The sequence below is a fragment of the Auraticoccus monumenti genome (assembly GCF_900101785.1).
Lineage (GTDB): Bacteria > Actinomycetota > Actinomycetes > Propionibacteriales > Propionibacteriaceae > Auraticoccus > Auraticoccus monumenti.
This window is the reverse complement of record NZ_LT629688.1, coordinates 594,334-616,525: the sequence shown is the minus strand read 5'-3', so window position 1 is coordinate 616,525 and position 22,192 is coordinate 594,334. Positions and strand designations below refer to the sequence as shown.

The following is a 22,192-nucleotide window of genomic DNA, read 5'->3' as shown; positions in this document are numbered from 1 at the left end:
TGATCGCCATTCAACTGTTGCCGCCGAGCGCTCTTAAATCAAGGAAGGCTGCCCCACTGGACTGTCGTGCGACTCGCGAGGGCGTTGGGGAGAGCTTAAACGCCGCAGTTAGACTTCCCCACCGAATGGACCTGTGCAAAAGCCGCTGTGCGTTCTGAAGCCAGTTTAGGTCGCATGTTCCCTCGCCGCAGAGTATAAAACGCACTGCCAGCCACCATTTGCAGGGCGTCACCTTTGTGACACTGGTGAGATCACCAGTTCGTCGATCCGGACGTGACTGGGCGAGTCCAGCACGAACAGCACCGCCCGCCCGATGTCCTCTGGCGTCAGCATCTTCGCCTGCGCCGCCGCGTCAGGGACGTTGGGCCGCTGCTGCAGGAACTCGGTGGCGACGTCGCCGGGGCACAGGTGGCAGGCCCGGACGCCGTGCTCACCCTCCTGCTTGTTCAGGCTGATGGCCACCGAGGAGAGCGCGGTCTTGCTCGCGCTGTAGGCCACCCCCGCCATCGGGCTCACCTGCCAGCCGGCGTAGGAGGAGATCACCACGACCACACCCTGTCGCTGCCGGAGCTCCGGAAGGGAGACGTCGATGACTCGGGCGATGGCGACCAGGTTGGTGTCGACGATGCGGGCGAAGTCGTCCATGTTCTGGTCGGCCCAGCTGCGTCGCGGGTTGTTCAGGCCGGCGGAGAGGACGAGGCCGTCGAGCCGTCCCCACTGCTGCAGCACCGTGTCGTGCGCGGCCCGCACCTGCTCGGGGTCGGTCACGTCGAGCGGGACCGTCAGCGCCTCACCGCCGGCGGCGGTGATCGTCGCGGCGACCTGGGCCAGGGCGTCCTCGCGCCGACCGCTGATGGCGACGCGCCAGCCCTGTCCAGCCGCGTGGCGAGCGGCCGCCGCCCCCATGCCGCTGCCGCCTCCGGTGACCCACAGCACCTTGTCCACGATGACTCCTCCGTCTGTGCGCGCGTTCGTCAGTAGTGTCGTCCTCACTGACCCACAGGCAAGGAGACCACAGTGCTGATCGACCACACCGACAAGGTCGTGCTGGTGTCCGGGGGAGGGCGGGGCATCGGACGGGCGATCGTCCAGCGCTTCGTCGCCGAGGGGGCTGCGGTGGTGGCGCTCGATCTCGCCTTCGAGGAGGCCGACGGAGCCGCCGACCACGAGCAGCTGGTCTGCGACGTGACTTCGCCGGAGTCGGTGGCCACGGCCGTCCGCACGGTGGTCGAGCGGCACGGACGGATCGACGTCCTGATCAACAACGCCGGCATCAATGTCGTCGGCGCCGTGGAGGACCTGGACTGGGAACGCTGGCGGGCCTGCTTCGACGTCAACGTCGGCGGGGTGTTCCTGCTCAGCCAGGCGGTGATCCCGACCATGAAGCAGCAGCGGTCCGGGCGGATCCTCAACGCCGCCTCGTTCGCGGCCATCGTGCCGAGCATCGGTGCAGCGGCCTACGGTGCCTCGAAGGCGGCCGTCGTGCAGTTCACCCGGGTGCTGGCCGGCGAGCTCGGACCCTGGGACGTCACGGTCAACGCCTACGCGCCGGGCATGGTGCCGACGGCGATGAACGGGTTCGCCGAGATGAGCACGCCCGACCAGGACCGGCTGCTGGACACCCTGTCGCTTCGCCGGTGGGAGAGTACCGACGACGTCGCGGACCTGCTGGTCTTCCTGGCCAGCGACGCCGCCAGTTACATCACCGGCACCCTGGTCGACGTCAGCGGCGGCAAGCTCGCCACCCAGGTCCCCAGCCGGGCCTACGAGAACCTCTGACCTAGCCGCCGATCCCCGGGCGGTAGAGCGCTTGGCACCGAGCAAGCCGTCGGCCGCTCGGTGCCGGCTACGTCTACCGGCGGGGATGAACTACTCAGTCGCGGTCGAGTGCGGCGATCTCGTCAGCAGTCAGGTCGATGTCCGCAGCGGCTGCGGAGTCGTGGATCGACTGCGGACGCTTGGCGCCGGGGATCGGGATCACGATCGGGGACTGGGCCAGCTCCCAGGCAAGCGCGATCTGCTGGGCGCTGACACCACGGGCGTCGGCGATCTCGGCGAACGCCGGGTGCTTCTCGGCCAGCTCCTTGGCGTCACCCAGTCCACCCAGCGGGCTCCACGGCAGGAACGCCAGACCCAGCTCGGTGCAGACGTCGATCTCCGGCAGGCTGGTGCGGAACTTCGGGCTGAACTGGTTCTGCACGCTCACCAGCATGTCGCCCAGCACGGCGTGGGCGGCGCGGATCTGCTCCGGGTCCACGTTGGACAGGCCGATCATCCGCACCTTGCCGGACTTCGCGATGTCGCTGAGGGTCTGCACCGTCGCCTCCCAGCTCACGTTCGGGTCGGGACGGTGGTGCTGCCACAGCGAGAGCTGCTCCACCCCGAGCCGCTGCAGGCTGGCGTCGACGGCCTCCTTCAGGTGCGCGTCGCTGCTGTCGGAGTCCCAGCCGCCGCCGTCGGTGCGGGTGTGCCCGCCCTTGGTGGCCAGGAACACCTCATCCCGGACGCCGAGCTCGTCCAGCAGCGAGGCGATCAGGCGCTCGTTCTCGCCCTGGGCGCCGGCACCCTTCTCCTCACCGGGCCCGTAGGCGTCGGCGGTGTCGAACAGGGTGACGCCGGCGCCGAGGGCGGCCTTCACCGTGTGGAGCAGCTGCTCGCGGGGCTGGCTGCCTGTCTGGTCGAAGGTCATCAGGCCGAGACCGATGGCCCCCACCTCGACGCGTCCGACGGTGTCGTTTCCGATGGTTCTGTTGCGCATGGCCTCGACGCTACGCGCGGGGCTGGGCGAGACGGCCGAGGGGTCCCGGCCTGGCTCCGGCGACGTCGGCCCCCCACTCTCACCGGCGGTGTCGACGGCTCCGTGCCCGCCCCCCGTCGCGTCGACTCGAACCGGCCGGTCATGAGACAGGATGGAGTTCTCGCGAGGTGATTGACACGTGGTGGGTGCCCCCGCAGGCTCTGTCCTGACCGCGTCAGGCTGACACGCCGACCTCTCCCACCGACGTCTGGGAAGACATCCAGGAGTGAGCACATGACCGCTTCCCCTCCCACCCCCAACCAGACCGACCGGCTCCGCCCGATCTGGCACGTCCGCCCGGGACGCGGGTGGCTCAACGACCCGAACGGGCTGGCCAGGGTCGACGGCCGTTACCACGTGTTCTTCCAGCACCACCCCGAGTCGGTCGACCACCACCAGATCCACTGGGGCCACGCCTCCTCCACCGACCTGCTCCGCTGGACCGACGAGCCGATCACGCTCACCCCGCGCCCGGACGGCCTGGACGCCCTGGGCTGCTGGTCCGGCTGCCTGGTGGTCGACGACGGCGTCCCGACCCTGGTCTACAGCGCCATCTCGGTACCCGGTGGCAGCGCGGACGTCGTGCTGGCCCGCGGCGACCGCGAGCTGCGGCGCTTCGTCGCCGACGAGCACGCCACCGTCCCGATGCCGAGGCTCCCCGGCGTCACTGACGTCCGTGACCCGTTCGTGTTCACCGCCGAGGGCCGACGCTGGGGCGTTCAGGGCGCCGGCGCCCCGGACGGACGTCCCCAGCTGCTGCTGTGGCAGTGCGACGACCTGACCGACTGGCAGCCGCGCGGGGTGCTCCTCGACGACTCCGACCCGGTGCTGGCCGAGGTGGCTCGGGCCAACATCTGGGAGTGCCCGAACCTGGTCCGGATCGGCGGGCGCTGGCTGCTGGTGCTCTCGCTGTGGCGGAGCGTCGAGGGCGGCCACGACCTCCACGGGGTCCGCTGGGTGCTGGGGGACCTGGTGCCCGAGGGTGACGCCCTCCGGTTCGTCGCCGAGCGCGGCGGGGTGGTCGACGACGGCCCCACCTTCTACGCCCCCCAGCTGCTGGTCGACCCCGACGCGGGCCGGGTGCTGATGTGGGGGTGGGCCGCCGAGCGCGGACGGTCTCCGGAGCAGGTCGCCGAGCAGGGCTGGCAGGGCGTGCTCACCTGTCCGCGCGAGCTGGACGTCGTGGACGGCGAGCTCGTGCAGCAACCGGCTGTGGAGCTGCTGGGTCTGCGGGCCGGGGAGCTGGACGGCTCCGAGCTGGCCCCGGCGCACTCCTTCGAGGTCGAGGCCGTGGGACCGGGCGCACTGCTGCTGGGCGGTGAGGAGCTCGTCACCTGGGGCGCCGGGGCGCGCGTGCTGGTCGACGGGTCCTTGGTGGAGGTGTTCCACGCCGACGGGCGGACCACCACCACGCGCGGCTACCCGGGCGACGACGCGGGGTGGGAGGTCATCGGCAGCGGCCACCGGCTGCACCGACTCCGTCCGCCCGCCGCTGGCTAGGGTCCGGGCGATGCGCAAGGCGACCTCAGCCGAGGTCGCTACCTCAGCCGAGGTCGCTCGCGGGGTCGGTGTCTCGCGGGCGGCGGTGTCGATGGTGCTCGACGGGCGCGGGTCTGACTGGCGTCCCCGTTTGCGACACAGGTCGTGCCAGGGCGTGGACCGGGCGTCAGGGCGCGATGACCAGCTCGGTGATGAGGTCGTCGGCCAGGGTGAAGCGGTAGCGGAGGTCGACGATGCCGCCGGGGAAGTCGCCTTCCAGCCGGTTCACCGCGACCCAGTGCTGGTCGTCGGTGCGCTCGGCGCCGATGAGCTCGGTGGTGTACGTGTACTGGCTGCCGCCCTTGTGCAGGAAGTCCTGGACCCCCTGGGTCCCGCGGTAGGTCTTGCCCTCGTCGGTGACCTCGGCGGTCGGGGCGAAGGTGCGGGCGGCGGCGTCGAGCTCACCGGCGGCGTGCGCGGCGAGGTAGGCGAGGATCGTGGCGGGGAGCTGCGTGGGCTCGATGGTCGTCGGGTTGCTCATGACCCCACCGTGCGGCGTCCGGCGCGGGGAGGGTCAAGGACGGGACTCTCCCCCTGGGGGAGGGTGCACACTGCCACCATGCTGGCCATCGGGGAGTTCTCGCGCCTGACCCACCTGAGCGTGCGCACGCTGCGCCGCTACCACGACGCCGACCTCCTCGTCCCCGCGACGGTGGACGACGCGAGCGGCTACCGCTACTACAGCGCCGACCAGATCCCGACCGCCCAGGTCATCCACCGCCTCCGCGAGCTGGACGTCCCCCTGGCGGAGGTCCGGCGCATCGTGCGCTCCGCCGACCCCGCCACCCGTGCCGACCTCGTCGCCGACCACCTCCGACGTCTGGAGTCCGAGCTGGCCCGGACCCGGGCGGCGGTGGTGTCGCTGCGCCGGCTGCTGCGGCCGGACCCCGCACCGTTGCAGGTGGAGCTGCGCTCGGTCCCGGCCACCACGGTGGCGGCGGTCGAGGGCGACGTCGAACTGGACGACGTCCTGCCCTGGTACAGCGGCGCGATGGCCGAGCTCGACGCTCTGGTCTCTCAGCCAACCGGGGCCCCGGGCGGGCTGTACGACAACTCGCTGTTCGAGGTGGGTCGGGGCCACCTGGTCGTGTACCGGCCGACCAGTCGGCCGCCGCGTGGCGGGCGGGTGCGCCCCGTCACGCTGCCTGCCGTCGAGCTGGCGGCGGCCACCCACGTCGGCGACCACGACGACATCCAGGTGACCTACGGCGAGCTGGGTGCCTGGGTGGTCGGGAACGCGCTCGCGGTGGCCGGACCGGTCCGGGAGACCTACCTCGTCGGTCCGCGGGACACCGCCGACCCGTCGGCCTGGCGCACCGAGATCGGGTGGCCGGTGTTCCGGGTGGCTACGCGGGCGGCCGTGGCGGGACGTCCGGGCGGAACCGCCTCTGCCTGAGGCGCGCGGTCAGCGGGCGACGACCTCGCGGGCGTCGGCGTCCCAGACCACTTCCTTCTTGCCGTCGCGCACGGCCTCCAGCACGACCTCGACCACACGGGCGGCGGGGTAGGGGGCTGGGAGCTTCGGCGCGGTCCCGGCCAGCGGGTGATCGGACAGGTCGGTGTCCAGGTGGGGTGGGCGGACGTCGACCACGTGCAGCTTCCGGCGCTCCTCCTTGCCGACCAGCCCCAGCCACGTCGACAGGGCGCTCTTGGCGGCGCTGTACTCCGCCATCCCGGCGGTGGGGACGTCGGCGAGGATCGCGGAGAGGACGACCACGGTGCCGCCCTCACCCAGGTGCGGCGCGGCGGCCCGCACCAGCGACATCGGTCCGAGCACGTCGACGGCGAACAGCTCCTCGACCACCGCGTCGTCGGCCTCGAGCGCGCGGCCGAAGGAGGCGACGCCGACCGCGACGACCAGGGCGTCCAGCCCGCCGAGCGTCTCAGTCGCGGCATCCACGACCTGGCGGCAGGCGTCGGCGTCGACGACGTCGAGGTGCAGACCGGTCTGCCCGCACTCCTCGCCCACCTCGACGAGACGCTCGGGGTCTCGGCCGGCGGGGACCACGGTCGCTCCCGCAGCGAGGAGGGCGGTGGTCAGCTGACCACCGAGGGCGCCGGTGGCTCCGGCCACCAGGATCCGTGCGCCGTGCAGCTCCATGTGGTCTCCCTCGTCGGTGGGTGTGCGTGCTGGCTTCTCGCGGGAGCCGTCTCGCGGACGCGTCGGGGGCCCGGCGCTCGGAGTGCGGAGCGGTCGGACGGGTTTCCGGGGGCTGGGGAAGCGGGATGGTTTGCGGGCCGGACGTCCGGCTGCTCGGCGGTGCTCGGTGGCCGGACATCCGGAGGCACGGGCTCTTGGGCGCCGACGACCCGCGCGTGCAGGCGGGTCGCGGCGGAAGGTCGGGCCAGCTCGTCGTGCTCGTGGGAGTCGTGACCAGGACATCCCCGTTCGACGACTGGACGGGCGTGCCCCGAGTGGTCGTGTGGAAGACGGACGAGGCGACGCCTCGGGGCAAGTCGCGTCCCGACCAACAGGTGGCCGGGTGGCCGGCGCTGACCGAGGAGGCCGGGACGTCGGCGGCCGGCGGGGGATGGTGGTGGTGCTCGCGTCAGCGGTGCTGGGCAGCCGCCCGCGGCCCGGTGGTCGCCTACGACGCCGGCGGGACGTCCCGCTGCTCAGGGCCGACAGGCTCCAGCACCACCAGCGGGATCTCGCGGTCGGTGCGCCGCTGGTAGCCGGCGTAGTTGCGGTACTTCCCGGCGATCTGCGGCCACAGCTCGGCCCGCTCCTCGGGTCCGACGACGCGCGCCCGCATCGGCGTGCTCGGCCCGCCACGCAGCGACACCCGGACGTCGGGGTCGGCCACCAGGTTGTGGAACCACGCCGGGTGCTGGTCGTCCCCTCCTCGGGAGGCCACCACGACCAGCCCGTCACCCAGCTGCAGCGGTGCGGTCAGCATCACCGACCGCGGCTGCCCGGACCGGCGCCCGGTGGTGGTCAGCTCCAGCGACGGCATGCCGATCAGGTCGTGGCCGAGCCGTCCTCCGCTGACCTTGATGGCGATGCGGTGGACCGCGTTCATGGCTTTGAGGACGACGTCGGAGGGCACGGCCCGACCCTACGTCCGGTCCGGGCGTCGGACGGCACGGGCAGACGCCGCTGGGTGGCGTCAGGCAGGCTTCGGGCATGCACGGCGTCCTCCCTGTCCGGGTGGTGGGTACCGACCTGGTCCTCGCCGGCGTGCTCGTGCTCGGAGGCGGGATCGGCTGGTTGCTGCTGCACCGACCGGGACCGGTGCTCGCTGCCGGGGTGCTGCTGAGCGGTGCGCTCGTGCTCGCGGTCGCGGCGGTGTCGCTGTGGCGCCGGCGGACCAGGTGCGGCCCCGCGGACCGGGTCACCCTGCTGCGGCTGTCGATGACGGCTGTGTGCACCGGTGGCGTCCTGCTGGCCCTGGCCGGCGTGACGCCCGAGCGGACGTGGTCGCTGGCCGTCCTGGCCGGAGCGGCTGCCGTCCTCGACGCCGTCGACGGCCGGGTGGCCCGGCACACCGGCACGGCCTCCGACGCCGGAGCCCGTTTCGACGTCGAGGCGGACGCCGTCCTGCTGCTGGTGCTGTCGATCGCCGTCTCGCTGGTGGTGGGACCGTGGGCGGTGCTGATCGGGTTGCTGCGCTACCTCTTCGTCGCCGCCGGCTGGCTCTGGCCCAGGCTGACGGCGCCGCTGCCACCGCGGCCGTCGCGGCGGGTGGTGGCCGCGCTGCAGGCGGTGGCTCTGGTGGGGGCGCTGCTGCCGGTCACCCCGGTCGTCGTCGCGGCCGTCGGGTTGGGGATCGCCCTGGCGCTGCTGTGCTGGTCCTTCGGGCTGGACCTGTGGCGGTTGATCCGTCGACGGTGATGAGCACCGCACGGGACTACCGTGGCAGGGTGGATGAGGACCTCGCCGACTGGTCGCTGGGCCGGCTGCTGTCGACGGCGGCCCGTCACGTCGAGCGGGACTGGAACGCCTTCCTCGGTGAGCGCGGGCTGACCCACGCCGGGCTGCTTGCGCTGCACGCCCTGGTCGACGGTCCGCGGACGCAGCGCCAGCTCGCCGCCGCCAGTCAGGTCGAGGAGCAGACCATGGCGCGGGTGGTCGAGCGGCTCGAGCGCACCGGCCACGTCACCCGCGAGCGCGACCCCGAGGACCGTCGACGGCTCCAGGTGCGGCTGACCGAGGCGGGCCGGGCGGCCTACACCGAGATCACCGCGACCGAGGTGGCCGACGAGCTGGTCACCGCGCCGCTGGTCGACCCGGCGGGCTTCCGGGCCGAGCTGATCCGGCTGGTTCGGGCCGCGGGCCGAGGCTGAGCCAGGGGCTGCTGCTCGTCGCCTAGGGCGGGTAGGATGCTCAGCATGCTGAGTGATTCCACGTCGAGCGACCTCACCCGTCGGATCGTGACCACCGCCGCCGAGATCTTCTGCCTGGTCGGGACGGCCGTGGGAACGGGCCTGCTGGGCACCGAGATCGAGGACACCAGCCAGGGGGCGCTGTCGGACCAGGCCACGCTGGTGGCGCCGGCGGGGCCCGCCTTCTCGATCTGGTCGGTCATCTACCTGGGGCTCTTCGCCTTCACGATCTGGCAGTGGCTGCCGCGCAACGCCGCCGACTCGCGCCTGCGCCGGCTGGGCTACCTGCCCGCGGCGTCGATGGTGCTGAACGCGGTGTGGATCCTCGTCGCCCAGACGGGTGTGGTGTGGCTGACCGCCGTGATCATCGTGGCGCTGCTCGCGGTCCTCGCGCTGATCGGGCTGCGGCTGGTCGGCACCGGCTCGGGCCGGACCGCCGAGACGCTGGTGGTCGACGGCACCTTCGGCCTGTACCTCGGCTGGGTGTCCGTGGCGACCGTCGCCAACATCACCGCCGCCCTGGTCAGCCTGGGGGTCGAGCCGCCGGAGTCGGTGGCCACCGTGCTCGGGGTCGTCGTGGTGCTGGTGGCCGGGGCCGTGGCGGCCGCGCTCGCCTGGCGGCTGGGTGGCCGGTTCGCGATCGCGCTGGCCATGGCCTGGGGACTGGCCTGGGTGGCCATCGGCCGGCTGACCGACGACCCGCTGTCGACGCCGGTGGCGGTCGCGGCCATCGTCGCCGCGGTCGTGGCGCTGGGTGCGGCTGTCGTGGTGCGGCTGCGTGGGCGGAGCCGGCAGACGGTCCCTTCCGGCCGCTGAGACAGCAGGCAAGCGGTGGCTCTCGGGTGGAGCGCTGGGCATACCCGTGTTCTTACCTCTGGTGATGGCCGTGCTGACGGATTTTGAGGGTCAGTTGCGGTTGGGAGTGACGGGCAGGCGCTCGCTGCCGCGTGTCTCCCGACACCGAGGGACGACTGACCGTCGAAATCCACCTCTTCGGGCCCGCGAGCGGTAGGTGGAGAACGCTCGGTGACCCATCGACTCGAGCACTGACGTCCGGAGGGTCGCCGCTGCAGATCGGGCGCTGTCACAGGCGAGCAGGCCCGCCAGGGTCGGCCCTCTGGGTCGGGCGGCAGACTCCGGCGCCCTCTGGACGGCCTCAGGCGAAGACGGGTTCTAGTCGAATGCTCGGGTCTGCATGCCGTTGACGACTGCAGAGATCGTGGCCCGTCCAGCTCGAGCGACCACCACTCCACGCAACTGCGCCGGGCGAGGCACGGGCGAAGGGGTTAGGTCCGGCCGCGGTAGGCGGGCTGGCACCGCGGGCACCAGAACAGGTTGCGCCCGACCAGCACGTCGGTCCGGATCTCCGTTCCGCAGAGCCGGCACGGCTCGCCCTGCCGGCGGTACACGTAGGAACGCCGGTCGCGGGCCCGGACCAGGTCCAGGTGCTCGGCGCGGACGGTCTCGATCCGCCCGATCCTCACGCCGTCGGCCATCAGCGCGACGAGGTCGTCCCACATCGCGACGAACTGAGCGCGACGCAGCGCCTGACCCGGTCGGAGTGGGTGGAGGTTGTGCCGGAACAGGATCTCCGCACGGTAGACGTTCCCGACCCCGGCCAGCACCGACTGGTCCATCAGGAGCGCCCCGATCGGCGCCTTGCTGCGGCGGATCCGCTCCCACGCCCGGGTGGGGTCGGCGTCTTCGCGCAGCGGGTCCGGTCCGAGGCGGGCCAGCAGCGCTGCCTCCTCCGCAGGTGTCCACAGCTCGCAGGCGGTCGGCCCGCGCAGGTCGGCGAAGGCGGTCTCGCTCTCCACCCGCAGCCGGACCTGCCCGACCGGAGGCGTGGACGCTCCCCGCTTGATCAGGAACTTCCCGTACAGCCCGAGGTGGACGTGCAGCAGCTGGTCGCCCTCGAAGTCCACCAAGAGGTGCTTCCCGGCCGACTCGGCGGCCACGAACTGAGCCCCGTCCAGCAGGGCCGCCGACTCGGCGAACCGGCCCTGCGGACTCGACGTCTGCACCTCCTGCCCGGAGAAGGTGGCGTTCAGCTGGTCGGCCAGCCGACGCAGTGTGTGTCCCTCGGGCATGGGGAGGATCTTGCCAGCGCCGGCCAAAGGGTCAGCCACACCCCGGCCTATGGGCTTCGGGTCGATCCGGCGGTCGACATCGCGTCATCTAGCCCGGGGCCTGCATCAATCCGTCGAGGGGGTCAGCCGGGCCTTGGCTTGATCCACCTGCTCGGCGTAGTCCTCAGCGACGACGGCCGCGACGACGCGTTCGAGCAGAGCTTCCAGATTCCACATTGCTTGTCGCACGGCTGGGTCAACGGCGACTTTCTCGACCTCGTTCTCGATGGCGAGCCAGTCGAGCAGGACCAAGGCCTCATCTGCAGAAAGGGTCACGCTGACGTCGGGCATTACAGGCCTCCATGAGTGGTGACGTTCCGGAGCTGGTCGGAGTTGAACTTCCACGCGGTGACGAACCGTCCGTCAGGCTTGGTCACCACGTTCAACCCGGTGCTCGTATCGAGATGGTGGATCACAGGCTCACGATGGTAGGTGCCGTCGATCGGCGTCGTTGTCGGGGCGTTGACGTGATCGTGCAGGACACGGTCGTACTGCTCACCCTTGGCCTTGTTGTAGTTCCCCGGGATGCCGAAGTCACCAGCATGCTTGAACTTCTTCTGCACCTGGTGAGGCGACGTCACCATGGGCGGAGGGCTGGGGTGGATGGTGGCTCCGTTGGGCAACTTCCTAACCCCAGGGGTGACCGGAGTCGGTGCCTTCTTGCGTGCTGCCGTGAGCAAGCGGATCAAAGCCTTGAGCAGACCACCCACGGCTACACATCCAGGATCTCGGCGACCGCCAGCCCGATCGCCGCGTCGACCAGCCGCCGAGCCACCTCGCGTGCGATCAACACAGCGGCCGACGCGAGCCCGCCGGACGCCACCGCCCCGGCGATCGCGACGGCGAGGGTGGCGAGCTGTCCGATGACCGCCAGCTTGACCGTCACCACGATTCTCGCGCCGGCGCTGCAGGCCTGCCCGAGCATGCCGGTCGCGATCCCGAAGTCGCGCAGCGCTGCGAGGTTGCTGTCGCCGCGCATGTAGGCGGTGAAGGACTCCACGCCCTCGCCCTCGTTGGTGGACGACACGAAGGCGACGGCGTGGTCGACCTCGTCGGCGTGGGCCAGCGCGCGCGTCGACAGCGACGACCACTCCGACGCCCAGGCCCGCAGGGTGTCCTCGTTGGTGGAGGGCCAGGAGTAGCCGGCGAACTGCAGCGCTTCCTCCAGCCACCCCGGCAGCATCATCGCCATGGCTCACACCTGCCCGGCGGCTCGGCCGAGGTGCTCGTTGGCGCCCTCGGTGTCGCGGTAGGCGGCCGCGGTGGCGTGCATCAGGTCGGCCTCCTGCCCGAGCCCGGTCGCCAGCGCCTCGATGGCGGCCAGCACCTCGTCGAAGACCGGCGGCAGGACCGTGGCGATGGCCTCGTCCACCAGCGTCGCCCCACCGGTGGAGCCGAGCGCGCCGACGTCGGAGCTCATGCCGAGGGTCGACGTGGCCGACTGGTGGAAGGCGGCGGCCTCCTCGGTGATGGCGGTGGCGCCCTTGGTCCACGAGCTGGGGTCGAACCGGGTGGTCACGAGGCACCTCCCAGCCGGCGCACCAGCTCCTCCCCGGGCGCGACCGCTCGGGACAGGTCGTTGCGGAACGCCTCGTGCATCTCGGTCTGCAGGGCGGCGATCCGGGACGCCAGGTCGTCGCCACCGTTCCCGCCGCTCGTCATCTGCTCCACCGCCTGGTCGCGGAAGTCAGACAGGGCCCTGTTGACGGTGTCTCGGACCAGCTGCTCGACCTCGAGGACGTCCGCGGTCCGCAGCCAGTGCTCGTCCAGACGGAGCGAGGTCACCACGGTCTCGCGGACGGCCACGTCCACCTCGGCGGACGCGGAGGTGGCGGACGCCGACAGGTCCGCGAAGGGCCTGGTCAGGCTGGTCGAGCCGGGACGGTCCTGCAGATCGGCGGCGACCTGGGCGACGCGGCCCATCACGTCGGCCATGCTCTCGTCGTGCTTCCTCGGCGGCGCGCCGAACCCGAACAGCCCGTCGTCGAGGCGGGTGGGGTCGTGGGGGTGGGTGCTCATGGCGTCGACGCTAGGGAGCGCGAACCGCCCGTGGGGTGGTCCGGAGGCAGATCTGTGGACAACTCCGCGAAGAGGCGGCCGCGGCCCGGAGAACCGCTCCGTGACTGACGTCGATCGCGGCCTCCACTGCCCAGCACCTGGCACCGCCGCTTGTGACAATGACCCGTGCCCAGATCCCGTCTCCCCGTGCTCCTCGTCGCCGGCGTCCTGCTGGCGGTGGCTGCGTGCACCTCCTCGCCCGAGGACGACGAGGCCAGGGCCCGGCAGCGGGCGGTGGAGTGGTTGGGCGAGCAGTCGAGTGTCGAGCGGGCGGTGGTCGAGCCGACCGTGCACGAGGACGACGCCGAGGACTGGATTCGGGTGGAGACCACGGCAGGTCTGCCCGACGCCGACGTTCTTGCCCTGGTCGACCAGATGCAGGACCGGGTGCACAGCCACGACCGCTACGACGACACCGTCCTGCTGTCGGTGGACGGGTTCGAGACCCTTCTGTACCCGAGCTCCGGTCACCAGGTGCTGCACCCCGCCCTGTGGCTGCGGGGCGACGGCCGGGCGGAGTCCGGGGCAGTGGGGGACTACCCGAGCTACGTCGTCACCGCTGCGCCCTGCAACGTCTTCCGGCTCGTGGGCGACTACGACGAGGAAGCCGGCCCGCAGCCGCGCGCCACCCGCGTCGTCCAGTCCGCCGACGGGACCGCTCGGGTGCAGTGGACGCGCGCCGACGAGCTGGGCATGCAGCTGCCGCGGGCGGCGGTGGGCCAGCTCGTCGACCTCTGCGCCCAGCACCCCGGCACCAGAGGCTGGGTCGAGGGCGTCACCGGCGACATCGAGGAGGTCAGCGGGGGCGTTCTGCTCGACCCAGGCGACATCGGGTTGGACGAGGTCCTCGCCGACGTCGAGTCACTGGTCGACCCGTCGGCCTTCTCCCAGCCGCTGATCCTCGGATGGGGCGGCCTGCGCGCCGGCGCCGACGTCTTCGCCGACACCTTCCGCGGTGAGCGACGCGAGTGGGCCGAGATCGCCCTCGACGCCGGTGCCGACGGCGTGCTCGGCCCGCCGGAGGGCGACGGCCAGCGCGAACCTGCCATCCGGCAGGTTCAGGTCAGCGACCTTGGGGCCTGGGGCGCGGTGCACGACCGCCTCTACGAGACCGCCGGCAACCAGTACCTGCCGATCCACCTCTTCCGCGGACGACCGGCGGAGGACGCGGTCTCCACCGTGCGCGAGATCCACAGCTCGTCCCCGCTCCCGGCAGGCTCCACGACGCGCACCCTGGTGTCGGAGGTGGCCGCCGTCGCGGCGTTGCGGCAAGTGTCCACAGTCCCGGTGATCCGCTTGGTCGTGGAGGGCAGCGCGAGCGACGCCGACCTCGACCGGCTGCTGGGCGCCACCGCGGAGGCGTACCCGCGGTTCGAGGAGGGAGGCTACGTGGTCGACGGGTTCCAGGCCGAGTTCACCGTGGTCGAGGGATTCGGGAAGCGGGAGTCCTACCGGGTGGTGGGGACGGTCGTCGACGGCGAGTTCGTGCCCGCCCCCCAGTCGGCCGGCGGTTCGAAGCTGGTGGAGCGGTACGCCGACGCCTGGGAGCGGGTCAGCTGAGGTGGCGCGACTGGTGACTGGCTCCAGGCGACCACGTCCGCATCCCCGCCGGATGCCCACCCGTGATCTGGCGCTCTTGTCACGATCGACCGCGCCCTGTCTGATGAGCCCATGATCTGGTCGGAACCCCGCGCCTTCGTCGAGCTGGAGCCGCCTCGCCGCGTGCGGGCCGCGCTCCACGCCGGCAGCATCGCGATGCTGGCGCTCGCGACCGGCGAGCAGCTCGATCGCGCCCGCCTGTCACCGACGCTGATCGTGCGGGCCATCGAGGACGCGGCCTTCTTCGATCCTGACGAGCGGCTCTGGGCACGGCGCGTCTGGGAGGAGGCGCGGAAGGGGAGCTTCGGCTGGACCATCGAGGTCGCCCCCTTCTTCGTGGGTCTGGACCCGGCCTGGACGAAGGTCGTGCAGTTCGTCTGGTGCCTCTGGAACGACTACCTGGAGGAGGAGACCCTCACCGTCGGGACCTCCGGTACCCGTCTCGACACGCTGCTCGAGATGACCCGGGCGGGCGCGACGGCCGCCGAGATCGGCAGGCACGGCGCGGAGCTGGCCGAGGGGCTGGCGGCCGGCAAGGTGTCGGCGTTCCAGGAGGCAACCGTCTCCGTCGCCCGCAGCCAGGTCACCGGGGCCGTCGTGGACTACTTCACCGGCGGCGTCGGGAGCAGAGCGCTCGAGGGGGTGGCGTCCTGGTACCAGAGCGACGCCACGAAGGTCGACCACTGGGTCAAGGACCTCGCGCTCCGCTACCTCCTCGCCGACCACCTGAAGGACACCGACCCGGGGCGGTTCGCCTACGCCCGTCAGCGGTTCTTCAACGAGGCTCAGCAGCTGGGGTCGTCGTCGGACCACTCACGCCGGGTCCGGATGCTGCTGGCCGCCTACGGGAACATGGCCGACAAGGGGGAGTCCGTCGTGCGGGCCATGCCTAACCTGGTCGACATGCGGGTGAACGACGCGGTCAGCGTGCTCCGTGCGCTCAACGTCGAGCCGCAGCTGGTCGACCACTCGGGGCAGGGCCGGATGATGGTGCAGCAGTCGAGATGGCTGGTCGTGGCGCAGCACCCCGATCCCGGTGCACCGACCAGCTACGTCGTGGTCCGGCTCGCGTTCGCCAAGCCAGGAGAGCGTGTGCGCACGCTGCAGACGAAGGCGATGCTCGCCGGTCACTGAGGCACGAATGCCAACCGCCGCCCGCCGAACGAGGAGCGTCACTCATCCCGTACGGCTGGTGCTGGAACAACCTGCTGCGTGCTTCTGGAGCGAGTTGAGCACTCGTCGGGGTTGTCGCCCCTAGGCTCACAGGCACCCAACACCGGAGGAGCCAGCTGCCATGGAAGTCGGACCGATTCTGTCCTGGACGTTCGTCAGCGAATGTCCGATCCCCTCCGACGTCCAAGGACTCATGGTGCAGGGAGAACAGGCGATCGCGGCGTACAAGACCTTTCGCGACAGTGCCATCTTCACCACGAAGCGTCTGATCGTCCGAGATGCTCAGGGGATCACCGGCAAGAAGGTGGAGATCTACTCCCTGCCGTACTCGGCCATCAACATGTGGTCCTCCGAGAACGCCGGCACGCTCGACTTCAACGCCGAGATGGAGCTGTGGACGCGCGCCGGTCACATCAAGATCAACTTGAAGAAGGGCGTGGACATCCGGCGACTGGACCAGCTCATCGCCCATGTCGTGCTTGGCTCGCGCTAAGTCGCTGACCGGCCTCGAGCCGCTGGTCGTGGAGCCTCAGTCGCGGGCGCCACGCGCTCGGATCGAGCGGCGTGGTGCGCGACCAGTTCTGAGCCGCCAACCGAACCGAGGAGAGGACTGTCGAGAGCCAGCTCGGCAGCGCTGACCCTCAACCCGTGACCAGTGCCTGGAGCTCGCCGACCACGACGTCCACGGACTCGCTGCGCTGGACCACCTCCGTGCCCGACTCGCCCCCGGCGGTCCAGTCGACCTGCCACGTGGTGGTCGCCGTGACGGTGTGCGCCGACTCCGGGCTCGAGGGGGTGGCGGACCTCTCCGTCCAGGTGTAGCCGCAGCTGGGCGACTCCTGCTTGGGGGCGACGCCCTGGGTCCAACGGGGGGCGCTCGCTGGGTCGCAGGTGACGCTCCCGCCGTCGCCGGTGTCGAAGGTGACCGAGGTGGCGGTGGCGTCGAGGGACACCTCGATGCCCATGGACTCCTGGGACGCCTGCAGGCTGCTGGGGCCGTCGGTCCAGAACCAGTAGGGGTAGCCGACCACTGCGATGCCCCAGGGGTTGATGTCGGCGGGCGGCCCGATCTGGGGGTCGCCGCCGGAGAACTCGATCTCGGCGATGAGGGACAGAGCCGCGACGGCGGGATCGACCTGCGGCTCAGGTTCCGCTGCCGGTTCTGCTGCTGCCGCTGGTTGAGCGGGATTGGCTGGCTCTTCCGAGTCAGGCTCGTCCGGAACCACTGAGCAGTTACCTCCCGCTCCTTCGCGGATGGCAATCTCGCACGCTGCGCCGTTCATTAGAGTCTCGGGACGGGACCAGTCATCAGCGTCGACCGGAAGAGCCGTCCCGTTAGGCACGTTTGTCGCGCCTCGACGGCGAGGGGTGTCCCCAAGCCCGGCGTTGGTTTGCACGCTCTGCTTCGTAGACTCCCCAACCGAGGCGCTGGCCTTGGCGCTTTTGGGCGGACACACATAGGTAACGATGACTCGGTCGCCGACAACCGTCTCGACGGCCTTGCATGCGCCGCCCTCAGCCCAGGCCGAACTGCCCACCGAGGCCATGCCAATGGCGCAGCCTAGCGCCACCACCACTCCGAAGATCCGTCTCATTCGGCGTCCCCCGCGCAACCGGTGCCTTCAAACTGATCAACTGAGCGACTACTGACGTCGTGAGCCTTCCATTCGCCGCCTTGCTCGCGCACCATGTCGACGGTGTCAATACTTAGGTCGAATCCCCGCTCAATGACTTCCCCTCCCGCGTCCTTGACGGCCACGTCGGAGAAGTCCAAGCACGCCTCGAATTGCGCGCGCTCCAGACCGTCCCTTACCTGGGTCTCTTGACTACGGAACACAAGAGCCGCGAGCTGCGGCGCTCCCGTCTGTTCCAAGTTCTCGTCGTGGTACTGGCGCAGGTTCATCTCAAGCAAGTTGAGGTACGGCCCTGAGAAGTAGGGCTTTAACTGCGCCGAAGGGTCGGGTGACCCCCCGCCCAAGTAGAGCGCGTCCGCCACGTCTCGGCCTTCGACGTACGTCTCAATGGCTTGCTGAAAAGGATCGGCTGAGGGGGATGAGGAAGGCGATGCGACAGGGCTGGCTGGTGTAGGCGTCGGCAGAACGGCCGTCGGAATCGGCTCCGGCTCATTCGCCTGGCACCCTGCCAGCACCAGGGCGGCGACCAACGCCGCTCCAGCACCTGCGCGCAACGTGCGGTTCACGGACCTGCTCCTCCGTCTCGACGGCCGGGGTGAGCCGTCTCTGCGGCGTTCATCTTGCCATCCGGGGGCTCACGAAAAGAGGGCTCGGGACAGATCTGTGGATAACTGGACAACCCTGTGGAGGAATACTCACGCCGCCAACGAGGCTGTCCCAAGCATGACGCAGACGACTCTGAACGCTCGCAGCTCGGGCACCTACGACATCAAGGACCTCGGCCCCGTGACCCGCCTCGGCTTCGGTGCCATGCGGATCACCGGCGACGGCATCTGGGGCGAGCCCGCCGACACCGACACCGCGCACGCCGTGCTGCGTCGCGCTGTCGAGCTGGGCGTGGACTTCATCGACACCGCCGACGCCTACGGTCCCGACGTCAGCGAGCGGCTGATCGCCGAGGCCCTGCACCCCTACGGCGACGTCAAGATCGCCACCAAGGTCGGCAACACCCGCCAGGGCCCGAACATCTGGACCCCGGTCGGCAACCCGGCCTACCTCCGCCAGCAGGTCGAGCTGAGCCTCCGCAAGCTCAAGGTCGAGACCCTCGACCTCCTGCAGCTGCACCGCATCGGCCCGGACGTCCCCGCCGACGACCAGTTCGCCGAGCTGGCCGCGATGCAGGAGGAGGGCAAGATCCAGGCCCTCGGTCTGTCCGAGGTCACCGTCGCCGAGATCGAGCAGGCCAGCAAGCACTTCACGGTCGCCACCGTGCAGAACCGCTACAACCTGACCTACACCGACGCCCAGGACGTCCTCGACCACTGCGAGGCCAACGGCATCGGCTTCATCCCGTGGGCCCCGATCGCCAGCGGCGAGCTGGGCAAGCCCGGCGGCATCGTCGCCGAGATCGCGGACAAGCTGGGCGCCACCTCCTCCCAGGTCGCGCTGGCCTGGCTGCTGAAGAAGTCGCCGGCCATCCTGCCGATCCCGGGCACCGGCTCGGTCTCCCACCTCGAGGAGAACATCGCCGCCGCCTCCCTGGAGCTGGACGACGAGACCTTCGAGGCGATCACCAAGGCCGCCGAGCAGCAGTGACCCTCGCACGCCGGGCTCCCGCCATCGCGGGGGCCCGGCGTCGTGCTGTCCGGGGTTCCCCGGGGCATGGAGGTCAGTCAGTGCAGGGCGACCCCGACGTCGGGAGCTCCGGCCGGTCCGGCGCCGCGGGTCCGTGTCCACCGCGCCCCGCTGGCGGTCGATGTGGCCGGTGGCGACACGACCCCCGTGGTAACCGCCTGGCCTCTCGTCACCGGCGGATGGCGTCCAGGTGGCTGAGGGCGGCCTGCTCGAGGTGGACGAGGTCGCAGCTGACGGTGGAGAACGTGAAACCCTCGTCCAGGCGGCGCTGGGCGTCCGCACCGCTGTCGGTGTGGATGCCAGCAGCGATCCCGGCGGCCGCTGCGGCCTCCCGCACGCGCGTCAGCGCAGCCTCGAACTCCTCGGCCACCGACGGGTCGGCCGGGTGGGCACCCCCGAGAGAGAGGGTCAGGTCGGCCGGGCCGATGTAGACCCCGGCCAGGTTCGGCACCCGGCAGATCTCCTCGACGTTGGCCAGCCCGTCAGCGGTCTCGATCATCACCACGCAGGCGACCTGCTCGTGCGCGGTCGCCGGGTCCGGCCCGATCCGCAGGCCCGAGCGCATGGGGCCGTAGGACCTGCCGCCGAGCGGCGCGTACCGGGTGTGGCTGACCGCCGCCGCAGCCTCCTCTGCGTCGTCCACCAGGGGCACGATGACCGTCGACGCACCGGCGTCCAGGGCACGTCCCACGTGGTAGAGGTCGTTCGCGCCGACCCGGACCACCCCCGCCGAGCGACCGGCTGCGTCCACTGCGATCAGGCCACGGAGGATGCCCTCGTACCCCAGCAGGCCGTGCTGGGCGTCGAAGACGAGGTAGTCGTAGCCCAGCCGCGCCAGCCGCTCCGTCGCGACGGGGGAGTCGAGCGTCACCCAGTAGCCCACCACCCGCTCCCGCGCGCGCAGCCGGGTGGCGAACGACTGCGCCGGGCTCACCTCACCCGTGGGCACCGGGTCGTACCCGCCGCCGCTCATCGGGCACCCCTCGAGGCTGCCCCGTGTCCAGCTGCCGTGTCACTCATGCCCATCACGTCCTCCGCTCGCAGGTCGTGCCGGCGCGGCGGGCTGGTCCCGAGCCGCGCACCGTCGCGCACCCAGGCAAGTTAGCCTGACCGCCGCAGGACCGCCGACGTCGCCCCCACGGGCACCGCGGTGACTCCTCGACCGCTCGAGGCGTCGATCAGCGGATCCACCTACCGACCACCCCGGCTCAGAGCCCGACCAGGGTGGCGAGGTCCTCGTCGGACAGGGTCAGCCCACCAGCCGCCACGTTCTCCTCCAGGTGCGCTACGGAGGACGTGCCGGGGATCAGCAGCACGTTCTCCGCCCGCGCCAGCAGCCAGGCCAGTCCCACCTGCGCCGGGGTGGCGCCGAGCCGCTCCGCCACGCTCCGGACGTCCGGCAGGTCGGTGACCTTGGGCATCCCCGGGATCGCCGAGCCGAGCGGGAAGAAGGGCACGAACGCGATGCCCTCGGCCGTGCACAGGTCCAGGACGTCCTCGGAGCTGCGGTCGACCAGGCTGTACGCGTTCTGCACGCACACCAGTCCGGCACCCAGGGCGCTGCGGACCTCGTCGGAGTCGGCGTTGGAGAGCCCGATGCCGCCGATCAGACCCTCGTCGCGGAGGCTGACCAGCTCGGCCAGCTGGTCCTCCAGCGCCGGCCGCGGCTGCTCCATCAGACGCAGGTTCACCGCTGTCAGCCGGTCGGTGCCGAGCGTCCGCAGGTTCTGCTCGACCTGCGTGCGGAGGGAGGCGGGCTCGGGGTCGGGCACCCATGCGCCGGCCTCGTCGCGGCGCGCCCCCACCTTGGTGACCAGGGCGAGACCGTCGGGGTAGGGGTGCAGCGCCTCCGCGATCAGCTCGTTGGCGACGTCGGGACCGTAGAACTGGGCGGTGTCGATGTGGTCGACGCCGAGCTCGACGGCTCGGCGGAGCACCCGGACCGCCTCGTCGTGGTCGCGCGGCGGTCCCATCACGTGGGGGCCGGGGAGCTGCATGGTGCCGTAACCGATGCGGTGGACGCTGGTGGAGCCGAGGGTGAAGGTGCTGTTCGGTGTCATACCCCCACCCTGCGGCGGCGCCGACCAGACGACCAGACACCGCTCTTCCTGGTACGCGCAGGGCCAGGCTGATCGCCGACGCCGGTGCCACACTCGAGAGGTGGACTCCGAGCTGGGTACGGCCCTGCGGGCGTGGCGCGACCGGTTGACGCCGGCCAGCGTCGGACTGCCGTCGAACGGGACGCGACGTGTGCCCGGGCTGCGGCGCGAGGAGCTGGCGATGCTCGCCGGGGTGTCGATGGAGTACGTCACCCGGCTGGAGCAGGGGCGGGCGGAGGCGCCGTCGGCGTCGGTGCTGTCGGCCCTGTCCCGGGCGCTGCAGCTGGACGACGACGAGCAGGCGCACCTGTTCCGGCTGGCAGGGCACGCCCGTCCAGGACCGACCCGCGTCCTGAGGCAGGTGCCGGCGAGTGTCCGCCGGCTGACCGAGCAGCTGGGGAGCAACCCGGTCGCGGTGACCGACGCCGGTTGGGGCCTGCTGCTGTGCAATGAGTCCTGGACCGCCCTCTTCGGTGACCCCTCGGGCCTCAGCGAGCGAGACCGCAACATCGTCTGGCGCCGCTTCACCGGCGGTCTCCCGTACGTCGAGCACGAGGACGAAGACGCCTTCGACCGCAGCATGGTGGGCGACCTGCGCAGCACGCTCAGCCGCCACCCGGACGACGAGCAGCTGCCCGTGCTGGTCCGCGACCTGCTGGCCACCAGCGACCGGTTCCGTCGGGTCTGGTCCGATCACCGGGTCCGCACCCACACCCAGTCCACCAAGACCATCCACCACCCGGTGGTCGGATCGATCACGGTGGACTGCGACGTCCTCACCGCCGACCGCGGTGGACTCCGAGTCGTCGTCTACACCGCCCCGCCGACCAGCGAGTTCGCCAGCCAGCTCGACCTGCTGCGGGTCCTCGGCGCGCAGCCGATGCCCCGCTGACAGGACGCCGCGACGCCCCACCGACCTGTTACTCGTCACCGAGCACATCACGATGTCGTCGACCCCTCGGTCCACGAGCTGCTGCCTCCTCCAGGTGCAGCCGTCGCGATCTGCCCGCCTCGTACGACGCCGGTGAGGCCGAGTCGTCGCCTGCTCCACCGGCGTGACGACGGATCGGCCGCACCTGACGCGCACGAGGTGCTCCGGTCCCGGACCTCGGTGACCGCAAGGGCTGACGCGGAGCGACGCGCCGGCCAGGGCAGCAGCGCGACGGTGACCCTTGACGATCCCAACCATCTGGTGAATGCTTT

26 protein-coding genes are annotated in these 22,192 nt (G+C 71.2%); 11 read left to right on the top strand and 15 right to left on the bottom strand.

What is annotated here, in order from left to right:
- Positions 1-228 precede the first annotated feature (228 nt).
- Positions 229-945, bottom strand: coding sequence for an SDR family oxidoreductase (locus BLT52_RS02825; protein WP_197679165.1), 717 nt, complete (start codon positions 943-945; stop codon positions 229-231).
- 72 nt (positions 946-1,017) lie between these two features.
- On the opposite strand from BLT52_RS02825, the gene BLT52_RS02820 reads away from it, so the two are divergent.
- Positions 1,018-1,779, top strand: a complete 762-nt coding sequence (locus tag BLT52_RS02820) for an SDR family NAD(P)-dependent oxidoreductase (RefSeq protein ID WP_090590443.1) — start codon at positions 1,018-1,020, stop codon at positions 1,777-1,779.
- Between the two features lie 94 nt (positions 1,780-1,873).
- Here BLT52_RS02820 and BLT52_RS02815 read toward each other — a convergent pair whose 3' ends face one another.
- A complete protein-coding gene (locus BLT52_RS02815; RefSeq protein ID WP_090590442.1) occupies positions 1,874-2,758 on the bottom strand; it encodes an aldo/keto reductase in 885 nt (294 codons plus the stop codon).
- A 273-nt stretch (positions 2,759-3,031) separates the two neighbouring features.
- Here BLT52_RS02815 and BLT52_RS02810 point away from each other — a divergent pair, with 273 nt between their 5' ends.
- Positions 3,032-4,297 (top strand): glycoside hydrolase family 32 protein, encoded by a 1,266-nt coding sequence (locus BLT52_RS02810; RefSeq protein WP_090590437.1) that lies wholly within the window; start codon positions 3,032-3,034, stop codon positions 4,295-4,297.
- Positions 4,298-4,463: 166 nt separating this feature from the next.
- Here the strand turns inward: BLT52_RS02810 and BLT52_RS02805 are convergent, their stop codons facing one another.
- Positions 4,464-4,817, bottom strand: coding sequence for a nuclear transport factor 2 family protein (locus BLT52_RS02805; RefSeq protein ID WP_090590436.1), 354 nt, complete (start codon positions 4,815-4,817; stop codon positions 4,464-4,466).
- 78 nt (positions 4,818-4,895) lie between these two features.
- On the opposite strand from BLT52_RS02805, the gene BLT52_RS02800 reads away from it, so the two are divergent.
- Positions 4,896-5,732 carry a MerR family transcriptional regulator gene (locus BLT52_RS02800; RefSeq protein WP_090596221.1) on the top strand — a complete coding sequence of 279 codons (837 nt, stop codon included), beginning with the start codon at positions 4,896-4,898 and terminating at the stop codon, positions 5,730-5,732.
- A 9-nt stretch (positions 5,733-5,741) separates the two neighbouring features.
- Here the strand turns inward: BLT52_RS02800 and BLT52_RS02795 are convergent, their stop codons facing one another.
- The gene (locus tag BLT52_RS02795; RefSeq protein WP_090590433.1) at positions 5,742-6,437 is read right to left on the bottom strand and encodes an SDR family NAD(P)-dependent oxidoreductase; all 696 of its coding nucleotides are present in this window, start codon (positions 6,435-6,437) and stop codon (positions 5,742-5,744) included.
- A gap of 487 nt (positions 6,438-6,924) precedes the next feature.
- Positions 6,925-7,386, bottom strand: coding sequence for a nitroreductase/quinone reductase family protein (locus BLT52_RS02790; protein ID WP_090590432.1), 462 nt, complete (start codon positions 7,384-7,386; stop codon positions 6,925-6,927).
- A gap of 77 nt (positions 7,387-7,463) precedes the next feature.
- On the opposite strand from BLT52_RS02790, the gene BLT52_RS02785 reads away from it, so the two are divergent.
- Genes BLT52_RS02785 through BLT52_RS02775 form a run of 3 tightly spaced genes read left to right on the top strand, consistent with a single transcriptional unit; the run spans position 7,464 to position 9,478 of the window.
- Positions 7,464-8,171 (top strand): CDP-alcohol phosphatidyltransferase family protein, encoded by a 708-nt coding sequence (locus BLT52_RS02785; protein ID WP_090590429.1) that lies wholly within the window; start codon positions 7,464-7,466, stop codon positions 8,169-8,171.
- 29 nt (positions 8,172-8,200) lie between these two features.
- On the top strand, positions 8,201-8,623 hold the full coding sequence (locus BLT52_RS02780; protein WP_172803978.1) for a MarR family winged helix-turn-helix transcriptional regulator: 423 nt from the start codon (positions 8,201-8,203) through the stop codon (positions 8,621-8,623).
- 45 nt (positions 8,624-8,668) lie between these two features.
- A complete protein-coding gene (locus BLT52_RS02775) occupies positions 8,669-9,478 on the top strand; it encodes a TspO/MBR family protein (protein ID WP_090590425.1) in 810 nt (269 codons plus the stop codon).
- Between the two features lie 470 nt (positions 9,479-9,948).
- On the opposite strand, the gene BLT52_RS02770 is transcribed toward BLT52_RS02775, so the two are convergent.
- From BLT52_RS02770 to BLT52_RS02745, 6 genes are all read right to left on the bottom strand, one after another.
- The gene (locus tag BLT52_RS02770; RefSeq protein WP_090590422.1) at positions 9,949-10,752 is read right to left on the bottom strand and encodes an Fpg/Nei family DNA glycosylase; all 804 of its coding nucleotides are present in this window, start codon (positions 10,750-10,752) and stop codon (positions 9,949-9,951) included.
- A 105-nt stretch (positions 10,753-10,857) separates the two neighbouring features.
- On the bottom strand, positions 10,858-11,082 hold the full coding sequence (locus tag BLT52_RS02765) for a hypothetical protein (RefSeq protein WP_090590420.1): 225 nt from the start codon (positions 11,080-11,082) through the stop codon (positions 10,858-10,860).
- A complete protein-coding gene (locus BLT52_RS02760; protein ID WP_197679164.1) occupies positions 11,082-11,354 on the bottom strand; it encodes a colicin D domain-containing protein in 273 nt (90 codons plus the stop codon). Before BLT52_RS02760 ends, BLT52_RS02765 begins: the two co-directional genes overlap by 1 nt.
- Before the next feature lie 149 nt (positions 11,355-11,503).
- Positions 11,504-11,983 carry a WXG100-like domain-containing protein gene (locus BLT52_RS02755; RefSeq protein ID WP_090590415.1) on the bottom strand — a complete coding sequence of 160 codons (480 nt, stop codon included), beginning with the start codon at positions 11,981-11,983 and terminating at the stop codon, positions 11,504-11,506.
- Positions 11,984-11,986: 3 nt separating this feature from the next.
- Complete coding sequence (locus BLT52_RS02750; protein ID WP_090590412.1) at positions 11,987-12,310, bottom strand: hypothetical protein; 324 nt, start codon at positions 12,308-12,310, stop codon at positions 11,987-11,989.
- Complete coding sequence (locus BLT52_RS02745) at positions 12,307-12,810, bottom strand: hypothetical protein (RefSeq protein WP_090590410.1); 504 nt, start codon at positions 12,808-12,810, stop codon at positions 12,307-12,309. The genes BLT52_RS02750 and BLT52_RS02745 overlap by 4 nt, the downstream gene beginning before the upstream one ends.
- Before the next feature lie 165 nt (positions 12,811-12,975).
- Between BLT52_RS02745 and BLT52_RS02740 the strand changes: the two genes are divergently transcribed.
- The 3 genes from BLT52_RS02740 to BLT52_RS02730 all read left to right on the top strand — a co-directional run bounded on the left by BLT52_RS02740 (position 12,976) and on the right by BLT52_RS02730 (position 16,114).
- Positions 12,976-14,409 (top strand): hypothetical protein, encoded by a 1,434-nt coding sequence (locus BLT52_RS02740; protein WP_157676935.1) that lies wholly within the window; start codon positions 12,976-12,978, stop codon positions 14,407-14,409.
- A 111-nt stretch (positions 14,410-14,520) separates the two neighbouring features.
- Positions 14,521-15,582: a PASTA domain-containing protein gene (locus tag BLT52_RS02735; protein WP_090590406.1), complete on the top strand. Its 1,062-nt coding sequence runs from the start codon at positions 14,521-14,523 to the stop codon at positions 15,580-15,582.
- A 160-nt stretch (positions 15,583-15,742) separates the two neighbouring features.
- A complete protein-coding gene (locus BLT52_RS02730) occupies positions 15,743-16,114 on the top strand; it encodes a PH domain-containing protein (RefSeq protein ID WP_090590403.1) in 372 nt (123 codons plus the stop codon).
- Positions 16,115-16,262: 148 nt separating this feature from the next.
- Here BLT52_RS02730 and BLT52_RS02725 read toward each other — a convergent pair whose 3' ends face one another.
- Positions 16,263-16,652 carry a hypothetical protein gene (locus BLT52_RS02725; protein WP_090590401.1) on the bottom strand — a complete coding sequence of 130 codons (390 nt, stop codon included), beginning with the start codon at positions 16,650-16,652 and terminating at the stop codon, positions 16,263-16,265.
- Between the two features lie 560 nt (positions 16,653-17,212).
- A complete protein-coding gene (locus BLT52_RS02720) occupies positions 17,213-17,821 on the bottom strand; it encodes a hypothetical protein (protein ID WP_157676934.1) in 609 nt (202 codons plus the stop codon).
- A 157-nt stretch (positions 17,822-17,978) separates the two neighbouring features.
- Between BLT52_RS02720 and BLT52_RS02715 the strand changes: the two genes are divergently transcribed.
- Positions 17,979-18,851 (top strand): aldo/keto reductase, encoded by an 873-nt coding sequence (locus tag BLT52_RS02715; protein WP_090590397.1) that lies wholly within the window; start codon positions 17,979-17,981, stop codon positions 18,849-18,851.
- 208 nt (positions 18,852-19,059) lie between these two features.
- On the opposite strand, the gene BLT52_RS02710 is transcribed toward BLT52_RS02715, so the two are convergent.
- Positions 19,060-19,863, bottom strand: a complete 804-nt coding sequence (locus BLT52_RS02710; protein ID WP_090590392.1) for an HpcH/HpaI aldolase family protein — start codon at positions 19,861-19,863, stop codon at positions 19,060-19,062.
- Positions 19,864-20,098: 235 nt separating this feature from the next.
- Complete coding sequence (locus BLT52_RS02705) at positions 20,099-20,950, bottom strand: oxidoreductase (protein ID WP_090590391.1); 852 nt, start codon at positions 20,948-20,950, stop codon at positions 20,099-20,101.
- Positions 20,951-21,050: 100 nt separating this feature from the next.
- On the opposite strand from BLT52_RS02705, the gene BLT52_RS02700 reads away from it, so the two are divergent.
- Positions 21,051-21,881, top strand: a complete 831-nt coding sequence (locus BLT52_RS02700; protein WP_231946470.1) for a helix-turn-helix domain-containing protein — start codon at positions 21,051-21,053, stop codon at positions 21,879-21,881.
- The last annotated feature ends 311 nt before the right edge of the window (positions 21,882-22,192 follow it).